This is a genomic window from Kordia sp. (assembly GCF_045105435.1).
Taxonomy (GTDB): domain Bacteria; phylum Bacteroidota; class Bacteroidia; order Flavobacteriales; family Flavobacteriaceae; genus Kordia.
In genome coordinates this window covers 1-10,202 of record NZ_JBGCDL010000161.1, presented here as the reverse complement: position 1 = coordinate 10,202, position 10,202 = coordinate 1, and the positions used below count along the sequence as shown (strand labels likewise).

Annotated in this window: 7 protein-coding genes; 1 reads left to right on the top strand and 6 read right to left on the bottom strand. The window is 31.4% G+C overall.

Features of this window, described 5'->3' with window-relative positions; translation table 11 throughout:
* The 3 genes from AB8B65_RS08625 to AB8B65_RS08615 all read right to left on the bottom strand — a co-directional run.
* Positions 1–4,765, bottom strand: a 4,765-nt coding sequence (locus AB8B65_RS08625) for a hypothetical protein (RefSeq protein ID WP_405300520.1), incomplete at its 3' end; no start/stop codon positions are given.
* Positions 4,766–4,901: 136 nt separating this feature from the next.
* Entirely contained in the window at positions 4,902–5,537 is a 636-nt protein-coding gene (locus AB8B65_RS08620) for a hypothetical protein (protein WP_405300518.1), read from the bottom strand.
* Entirely contained in the window at positions 5,515–6,051 is a 537-nt protein-coding gene (locus AB8B65_RS08615; RefSeq protein ID WP_405300517.1) for an OmpH family outer membrane protein, read from the bottom strand. The genes AB8B65_RS08620 and AB8B65_RS08615 overlap by 23 nt, the downstream gene beginning before the upstream one ends.
* Before the next feature lie 245 nt (positions 6,052–6,296).
* On the opposite strand from AB8B65_RS08615, the gene AB8B65_RS08610 reads away from it, so the two are divergent.
* Positions 6,297–6,860 (top strand): recombinase family protein, encoded by a 564-nt coding sequence (locus AB8B65_RS08610; RefSeq protein WP_405300522.1) that lies wholly within the window; start codon positions 6,297–6,299, stop codon positions 6,858–6,860.
* A gap of 547 nt (positions 6,861–7,407) precedes the next feature.
* On the opposite strand, the gene AB8B65_RS08605 is transcribed toward AB8B65_RS08610, so the two are convergent.
* From AB8B65_RS08605 to AB8B65_RS08595, 3 genes are read right to left on the bottom strand one after another with little or no spacing between them, the layout of a single operon-like run.
* The gene (locus AB8B65_RS08605) at positions 7,408–7,950 is read right to left on the bottom strand and encodes a hypothetical protein (RefSeq protein WP_405300516.1); all 543 of its coding nucleotides are present in this window, start codon (positions 7,948–7,950) and stop codon (positions 7,408–7,410) included.
* Positions 7,947–8,453: a hypothetical protein gene (locus AB8B65_RS08600; protein ID WP_405300515.1), complete on the bottom strand. Its 507-nt coding sequence runs from the start codon at positions 8,451–8,453 to the stop codon at positions 7,947–7,949. The genes AB8B65_RS08605 and AB8B65_RS08600 overlap by 4 nt, the downstream gene beginning before the upstream one ends.
* Positions 8,454–8,458: 5 nt before the next feature.
* Positions 8,459–10,000, bottom strand: coding sequence for a S8 family serine peptidase (locus AB8B65_RS08595; protein WP_405300514.1), 1,542 nt, complete (start codon positions 9,998–10,000; stop codon positions 8,459–8,461).
* Positions 10,001–10,202: the final 202 nt, after the last annotated feature.

Sequence of the window (10,202 nt, the reverse complement as noted above, 5' to 3'; positions counted from 1 at the left end):
AATTACTTTCAGAAACTTTCTTAAATCCTCCCGTTACAGAGGCGTTATCTATTACTTCTTTAGAAGTCCTGATGAGCCTTCCTGCACTGTCATATTCGTAATATGTTCCTAAATTATTACCATCTAGTATATATGATAATTTATCCCACTCATTATAAACATACGTCGCCATAGAAGAACTAATAGGATGAATCCTATAATCATCTACATATAGATTTCCGCTTGTAGAGGTAACATAAGGGAATTGATCTCCTGTATTTGTTGAGAATGTGATATAATGATTCATAAGTACCCAATCTCCAGCAGGAATTATTTCTCCATTAAAAGGAACTCCTTGTATTCGTGCATTTTGATGATTGTCTTTGTGTACCCAAACGGATATTTTATACTTACCAGAACGATACTCGTTTCCTTTGTAAATTGCACCTAGACGTCCACCTACAGGGACTTCCACAGAATATTTACCTGTATGGAATTTTGAACTTGTACGAACCGCGCCATTATCCATTTTTATTTGTTGATCTATGTATGTTGCAGCTGTTGCGGGATTTTCATATTCTGCTCCTGTATAGAACATTTCTCCGTAGGCTGCATTTCCTGTTGCAAGTACTTTTGTTGAATTATCTCCTGTTTTAGTAGCAGCTCTATTCGAATTTATATCTTCTATTTCTAATGACATGGAATAATGATTGTACTTTGTTATTTCTGAAAGTTGTTTCCACTCAGCTGGTTGTGTAGTTGCATTTAAACTCCAATCAAAATTATCAACATACCCTTGCAGTGTTCCATCACTATCTAAATTTCCTTGCCACGTATATGTTTTATGCTTACGCCATACTTTCTCATTAGCATTTACTGGTGTAGTATGGGTACCTGATTCACTTGTATACAACCAATCGTTATTCCAAGTAGTAATCCCAACACCTGTTTCTTTCCACAATCCAGTAGTCACATCTTTAATGAAGTTGTAATTGGCAGTATTTTGGACTAACATGTTTTCAAATTGAACATCATTTACTTTAGAACCCATATTAGGATATTTATAATAAGCAGGAATTGATTTGGACATAACTTCTGTCCCATCGCTTTTTACCGAATATATTTCGTTGGCTCTACCTGTAATAGGATCTAAATCATTAAAATTGGAAGAAAACACATATCCTAATTTATATTCAGTTGAAGACTTTAATAGATTAGGGTATTTTATCCTTGTAGATGAATTAACCAACCATTTATCTTTTTTAGTAGGTGTATTATTTGTATAATCAACTACTTTGTATGTTTGATAAGATTCTTTAGTCTTTCCAAGAGAATTTGGTGTTTCCTCAGGAGAATAATAAGTGTTTTCAATTTTACTAATTAAATGTCCACTATTGTTATATGTAGATACTTCTAACAATTGTCCCAATGAAGCTAGATTATCTTTAACTGTGTAATCACTAACTACAACGTCTTTATCTGATACACTATTCGTGTGCGACTGTGAAGTAATATCTATTTCATATAAATCTCCAAACTTTATGTCATTTTCTTCTTTCTCTTTTAAAACATTAAATTTATATATTGTTTTTCCGCTTGATTCGTTGTTAGTTCCAAATGATTCCATAGATACAAATTCATACATTACCCTTGGAGATGGTAATTCAGAACTATATGGAAGTTCTTTTTCTAGCTCAGGCGCAAAAGGTAAATAACTGATATAACCTATTCCGTTTTCATTTTCTCCGTATTTATATCTTGAAACATAGTTATTGATTCCGTCAGTTGTTGTTATGGAAGCAGTTCTAATTCCTCCATAATTATTTATAGTACCTGTTGCATTGTATGTAGCAGAATAAGTCTGACTTTGACTTATAGAACATCCATTTTGATGATTTTGAGCAAAGATGAAGCAATCGTTCGTTGTAGTAACTTGAATTTTAAATCTGTTGTTTCCTAAGTTTTGTGTAACAGTAGCTACCATATCTTGATCGCAATCTCTGGTTTCTGGACCACAAGGTCCTCCACAACCAACCTCGTCTTGAAACGTACATGTATAGTCATAGTAAACATTAAGTGTATCTCCGACTTGAATACCTAAATTATGATCTGAACTTATAGTGAACGTATTACCATTAGTATTTGAATCAAGACTTATACCATATTCAGAGTTCCCTATTGAGAATTTTATATTTGGTTTAACTACTGGATTCATATTATGTCCCTCATACTCAATTTGTATTTTTCCGCCTTGAGGAGTTACAATTTCATTTAGAGACCACATGCTATTATTATTGCCGTAATATCCAAATGAATCTTTGTCTTCTATATCAAAATTATAGGCAATATCATTTATGTAATTGAATATGTAAGGAGGTATTGATTGTTGATTTGACTTACCTTTAAAATCAACTGACTTAAGAGTTAACCTTCCAATGCTTGAAGAAGTTGAATTTGGACTTCCTTTAGCAAGAGTGTAATCGTAATTCAAATCAATGACTTTTACGGCTGAGTTCAATAAGCTACTGTAATTATCTCCAGTGTCTAATACATTATCTTTCAAATTATACCAAGCGCGTTCAGATGGTCTTGAAGAATTATTATATGATACATCTACGTAAGACTCTGAAGAGGAACCATAAGTTTTATCAACTATATCATCTTCTTCATTTACTAATATAATCTTATCTAATCGTAAACTATTTTGAGTCGGTATTACAAATCGAGACTGAAAAGCTGTATTATCTTGATCACGATTATCAATATGATCAACGGAAGAATAATTCCATTCTATCGATTTATCGTCTTGACGTTCACTCTTTATAAGTAATGCTGAATGAGTTCGCGTTTTCACCCTATCTAAATAGTACATCTCTTTACGACCTCTAATCCACGTTTTAATATTTGTGTTAGATTCATCTTCAAAATAATCTTTACCATATGGGTTTTTCCATACGAAAGCATCTGACCATTTGCCATATTCAAACCCAACCCAATATCCATAATCTGCTTTATCAACAATTCCATTATCATTAGCATCAAAATAGTCAGCTCCAGTAACAGCTGTTAGCAGCCAATGTGTAACATAAGATTCTAACTGTCTTTTTTCAAAATATGACTGATTCTCATTTGGTCGGGCTCCAATTGCCCCAAATGTCCTTACTATTATTTCATGATTATAAACAGGTAAAGAATAATGATATGTTTTACCATCTACACTTGTAATTTTGAAAGCTCCAATACTATTACTGGGCATATCTGATCTGTTTAGAGTAGTGTATGGACTTAAAAAACCTTCTGTTTTGATAGAATCATAATTTTCAACAATTTCTTTATTTGTGTAAAACTCAATATAATTTCCATTTTTTCTTCTAGGCTTGGCACTCAATTGAACTCCGTTAGTATAATATGAAAGAATATCTGAATTATTACTATTTGTGTTAAAATTAGCTTTACTTACATCTGTAATATTCAAATATGTACTAATTTCATTTTCAAAATAGAAATATGGCATATTATTAAATTGAGCGTAATCAGGAATAATTGTAGAACCATCCAAAACATATTTAAGTTTATAATCTTGATCATTTTCTTTATTAGAAAGACCAAATAGAGCTCCATTTTCGTACAGCCTTGATGATATACTACCCGACAAACCTTGCGCCTGAACGTTATATTTATCATAACTAGGAAATACTGCATTATCTGTACTTACCATATCAGTGTCAGAAAAACTATAATCCGTAGTTAATGGCACTTCATAGATATCCATGAAAGCTTGTTGCACAGATATTTCAGAAATTTGACATTGACAATTATTATTATTTACTTCTTGTGTTTGAACATAATTTTGAGCTTCCTGTAAATTTGTGGTTTTGAATTTTGGCGCACAACTCGAAGTGTTTCCATAATTATCTTCTATCATACATATAACCTCGTATGTAATGCCATTTTTTGTTCCTTCAGAAAAATATAAAGGGCCATTTATGTAGTTGTCCTCATTTTTAGCTAAAAAATATCTGAATTTCTGCTTCCCAAATGAAAAACTAAAACCTCCAATAGGAATTGGAGTTCCAATATTCCAACCTGAAGTCTTACTTGTATAATCTCCCATACTTTCTGTATTATGAAATTGTGAGTTTATACCCACTCCACCTGAATGTTCTCCTTTTCCAACTTGCACATTCAGCCCTACTCCTGAGGAAGAAAATGTAGTTCCTAAAGAATAGCTGTAACCGCTCGCAGTTTCACCAGAATAATTGAGTTCAAAAGATGGTTTGGCTTTAGTGTAAAAATTAGCTTTTAAACCTACCCCAGAACCAAGTCTGATGGGGATTGATACACCAAATCCTTGGCTATTATTATACGATAACGGACCAAGTCCAGCTGTATAATTTATACCATTACTTCCTACTCCGATAGACGAACCAGCATAACCAATATTTACTGAACCTGACAAGCTTCTATTACTTCCCCAAGCAAGACCTAATCCAACAGAAATACCTGCTTTTTGATATCCAACTCTGAGACTGTAAACTGTTTCTTCATCGCCTTCATCATAAAGATATTCATTTATCAAGGTGTTGCTATAGTCATCTGGATATCCATTTACCGAACGATTGATAGCTCCTGCATTTAAATTCCAACCTAATCCTGTCCATGAAGCCTCTTGATCCATAGCTATACCAGCATGATAAGCCAAAGCTAATGGATAACCTCCTTCTGGCGAAGGAACATTTAACAACGGTAGTACATAAGTTAAATCTCCTGTTGATAAGCTGACCATATCAGTAGCGTCAATAGGCTCAAAACTAGCTGCCTCAGGCGCATTAGGTCCTTGAGCATTTGAATAAAATGAGGTAAATAATACTGCTAAAGTAAAAATATTTAGAGCTCTTTTTTTTATTGTTATTTTCATTTATCTAGAAATTAAATGATAGTTTTAATTCGTTATTTATAATTTGAGTAGGAATTTTAAATTTCACTTCTCCCGTACTTATTCCTAAATCTTCCACCGTTAGGTTTAAATTTTTGCCTTCTAATTGCTCCTTATTTCTCGGATATACTAACATGATCGCTGTTGAATTACTCATTCCATACATTCGCGGATAGATATAGTCTGCCATTTCTATGGTATCTTTTGACTTTGTAAACAAATGCACCTTCTCATTCATTCCAAAAGCCAATGTATTTACCATCTCTCCAAATTCATTTCTATTTTTAGGAACAGTACTCAGTAACTCTTTATCGTTTGCTGAAAAAAACAAATTAAAGTAGATGTATTTTTGATAGTGCTCACGAAGTCTTTCAATATCTTCTTTATTGCTTTCAGTCTTTAATTCTTGTGCAACAAGCAAATCTGTTGGTCTATACAATAGCGAAAATTGAACTCCATTAATTGTCTTTTCTTGCAGATAGCCATTATCCTTTTCTTGGATATACGATTGTAGTTCCTTTTTATTCTTAAAGGTTTGTTTTGAGCATGAGTTCAACAAACCTATAAAAACCAGTAGCACCAAAATTCGTATGATGTTATTATTTGCCTTCAAACTCTTCATTCAATCCTTTTAATACTGTTTCTGTTAAATCTGTTGCCTCTTCTGCATACATGATATTTCCATTTCCTCCAGCTCCAAAAATGATTTGATGATTGTGTTTTTTTCCATATTCTTTTACATAATCATTGATATCATTAATTACAGTTTGAGTAGCTTTGGCATCGTCCTTTTGAATCTGTTTCCCAATAGCTTGCTGATAGCTATTAATCTGCTGCTGCTTGTTAGCCAAAAGTTCTTGTTGCAGTTCTTTTTCTTTTTTACTCATTTCTGAGCGCTGTTTCTCATAAGTCTTTAGTTCTTTTTGCCAGCCCGTAATTAAACTATCTACATTGGCTTTCATTTGATCTGATTGTTTTTTCAAATCACCTCGAACAACTTCTGTTCGCTTATAGCCTTCTAAAAGTTTGTTTACATCTACATAAACTAGTTCGCTTGTTGAATAACTTTGTACCATTGAAAATACAGCAATGCCTAAAGCAAGTATTGCTAGAGTTAATGTTATTTTTTTTGTCATTTATATACAGTTTTATATGAATAGTTCTCTCAAATAATGAAAAGAACGTAACCTCTATTTACGTATAGTATCGTTTTTTTGTAAACGGTAATAGTTACTAATTCTTTTTGGTAAAACTATTCTATAGCCCAATAGAAGACAATACCGTATTTATGGTATTTTTTGAAAATAGTTTTCTCTTCTGCTTCTCAATAGAGTGGACAGCTTTAGTTTACAGATACTTACATTATTACCGAACATGAGCAATCTTCAACAATTTCAAAGCTTCGCAAAGCAGAATAAAAAAGGTAATTACTAAAAATGAAGTTGTAATCTACACTAGAGTTTCTGGATCACAACAAGAAGACAATACAAGCTTAGAAAGTCAAAAAATACAATGTGCTCAATATGCTAATCGATTAAATTTAGATTTAAAAGAATATTTTGAAGGTACGTATGAGAGTGTAAAAACTGATGATAGGAAACAGTTTCAAAAAAGGACATCCTATGTAAAAAAGAAAAGAATTACGTTTATTAATGTATTCAGTATTGATCGATTTTCTGGTGCAGGTACAAGTGCTATTACAATTGTTGAAGAACTTAAAAAAAATGGTATTAGTACACTTTCTGTAATACAACCAATCGATGTGGAAACTTCTATAGGAATGTTCTTCCAAAATTTAAACCTTTTGTTTAGTATTTATGATAATGACCAAAGACGTGATAAAACCATCATGGAAACGCATCAACGACTTTTAAATGGTTATTGGAAGGGAAAGCTCTATAGTGATACAAAAACACTGCGTAAATACTGGGTTTATACTATTTAAAACTTTAAATCAAATCACAAAAAAAAGGCGAGTAACTAACTCAGGATTTAAAATGTAAAACACTGATAATTAGTGATTTAATTTTTTAAAAAATGCTTTTTTCGTACAAATCGTATTCATTTTAGTATTCAGTAGTGAATTACTGATTGTAACAAAGTTAGTTAAAAAATTGGAAAAAAACGCTTTTAAATTATTCTGAATTACTATAGTCTTTTAATGAAAGTAAAATTAATAATCGAAGTCATTCTATTTTGTTGCAAACTGTTGCAAACTGTTGCAAATTCTGTTGCTTTCTGTTGCTTTCTGTTGCTTTCTGTTGCTTTCTGTTGCTTTCTGTTGCTTTCTGTTGCGTTTTGTTGCAAACTGTTGCAAATTCCATTAATATTTGTTGCTTTTCGTTGCAAATTGTTGCAGGTAAAGTCGTAAAAAATCTTGAATTATAATTGATTAGTATTAAAAGAATATATAAAAATGAAAACTCCAATCACAACAATTGGAGTTTTTAATAATTCGAGTACTTTAGTCTTACGATAAATTAAAATTGATATTATTCTGTAATAGTGAATGTTTTCATCATGCGTATCGCATCTTTTGAATATTTGTCAAAATTCTTTTTTCTGGCTGAAAAGAATACTCGGTATACTCTACTTTTATATTTATAATATTGCTTTATAGTTTTATATTCTTTTCCACTAATTTTTGAATCATACGTAACTATAATACTTTCTCCATATTGTGTAGGTTCTTTGAACATTTTAAAATTAGTGATCTTAACAGTATTCATTCGCTTATTTATAGATCGATCTACGATAGACTGTAAACTTTCTCCTTTTGAATCATTATTGGAAGCGCTAATACTATTATAAATGAATTCATCACCTACATCCATTAATTCTTTAGGTGTATAATGCAGTACATTATGAAACCCATGAAATTGCCAATTGGGAAGTTTTTGAATTACAAAACCCTTAGAAAGTTTTGGCATTAATTCAGGCTTGATAAGTTGTTTTTTTATTTCAGCCTTTTTAGTTGATAAGCTGACACAACTAGCCAAGATAATTGTGAATATTAATACTATATATTTTTTCATTCTTGAATGGTAAAAGTTCCTTTAAATTCTTTTGTTTGTGTGTAAAACGGGATTCCTAAAATTTTCCAATCCAATTCGCCCACGGCTTTATATTCGATTTTTCCGTTTTGGTTTTTTTCAGTAATGAAATTTTGTAATTCCCAATCGAAACCAACTAAAAAACCATCAAATACAGGTGTTACTGTTCTAGGAATAATTTCGGTATCATTCACTGTATATAGCATTTGTGCGTATATATCAAATGCGAGCGCATCTATAAAAATTATGTTTTTTGTAAACTTAGGAGTCTCATTTGATACTGTTTCAGAAACTGTATGTAACACAAAATCTTTTGTTGATTTTCGTTCTCCAATAAAGTTTGAAATGATCAAAAGCCCTAAAGTGACTGCAAAATAAGAAATAGATTTTACTTTATGCTTTTTAAAATTATATATAAACTTAATAGCGTATATAACAAGTGCTACAATAGCGAGTATGTTTATGAGTTGCCAAGTAAAATACATAGAACTTATTTTTTAGGTTTTTTCTTCTTTTTTGAAACTTCTTCTGCTAGTAAGAGTGCGTTGTAGGCATTTACAACTTTACCCGACTTGGATAATGAACTGAATGGAACCAGTTCTTTGTCTCTATTTGTAGATGGTTTATTGACCATTATATCATACGAAACTCCCGATTTCATAATAATTTGTTTTACTTCCCAAGCTGTTAAGTTTGGGTAATATGAAAAAATGAGTGCAGCAACTCCAGATGTTATGGAAGTTGCCATTGCTGTTCCATCTTCAAAATCGTACGTATTGTGTACCGTAGTAGTAAATATTTCAATACCAGGCGCAAAAATATCTACATCTATATTTCCGTAGTTTGAAAACGGAGCAACTAATTTTTCATTAGGATCATACGTAGAAGCGCCAACTAAAAGAAAATTATTTGAGACTTCCGTTCCGTTGTCTTCATTATCATTTGGGTAGTAATAATTTACTTCTGTTAAGTTAAGACTATGATCACCTGCTGATGAAACAATAATAACGTCATGTTGTTCAGCATATTTAAAAGCCTCAAAAACCCATTCTTTACGAAGCGAAAGTAATTTACCTAAGCTTATGTTAATCACTTTAGCACCATTATCAACTGCATATCGTATTGCCAAAGCAATATCCTTATCATGTTCGCTTCCATAACCCGAAATACATACAGGCATTATTTTAATTTTTGATGAAATGCCTTGCACTTGACTCTTTGAAGATTGAACCATTGGAGCAGAAACAAAGGTTCCGTGTTTCAACTTATCTAAATTATGATTTATAATATTATTCCCATAATTAGAGTCATTCAAATCATTTGGATTATCGCCTTTAATTTCTCGGTCATTATAATCTTTATTAAAAAGAACTTCAAGATGTTTTGTGTATAATTCATTAAAAAAAATAATATCGTTCCTTGAAATATATTTTTCAAGATTGATTAAACTAGTTACCGCGCTTTTAAAAAGCCAATCATCAGCATACACGTCTTTTATACTATCTAACTGTTTAATTGAATAATCGTCATTCAATGATTTTTTTGACATTTCTCTTTTTATGTCATAGTAAACTTCATATATTTTAGAATAGTGGTCATATTCTTTTTTAGATTTTTTATACATACTATCGTATAACTTTTTTGCTAAAATATAAGTCGATTCTTTTATGTTTTTCTGTCTTTGCGTTTCATATTTTTTTAGCAAACGAGTCGATTCCATTTGTATATAAATATCATTCACTCCATTAGCATTCCCCATAAAATTCCAACCGTGAATATCATCTATATATCCATTTTTATCATCGTCAATATTGTTATTAGGAATTTCGGAAGTATTTATCCAAATATTATTTTTTAGATGCTCATGGCTTATTTCTATAGGAGTGTCAATTATGGCTACTGTAACAGTAGTATTCTCTTTGTCTGCTACTAATTCTTGAGCTCTTTCAAGACTGATACCTGCAATCGTATCTTTGATGATATCTTGATATTGCCAATTTTCAGTTTCATGTACAGGAATAATGGGATACACAGGAGTATCGTAAGTATTCGCAACGGGTATATTACTAACGCAACAGCTTAGTATGAATACACTAAAAACTAGAAGCAATGAACTTTTCACTATTTTGATTTTTTCCTTGAAACTTCTTCTGCTAGTAAGAGTGCGTTGTAGGCGTTTACTCTTTTTCCTAATTTGAATAAAAAAAAAAAATCAACCTTTTTATCATCCCTTT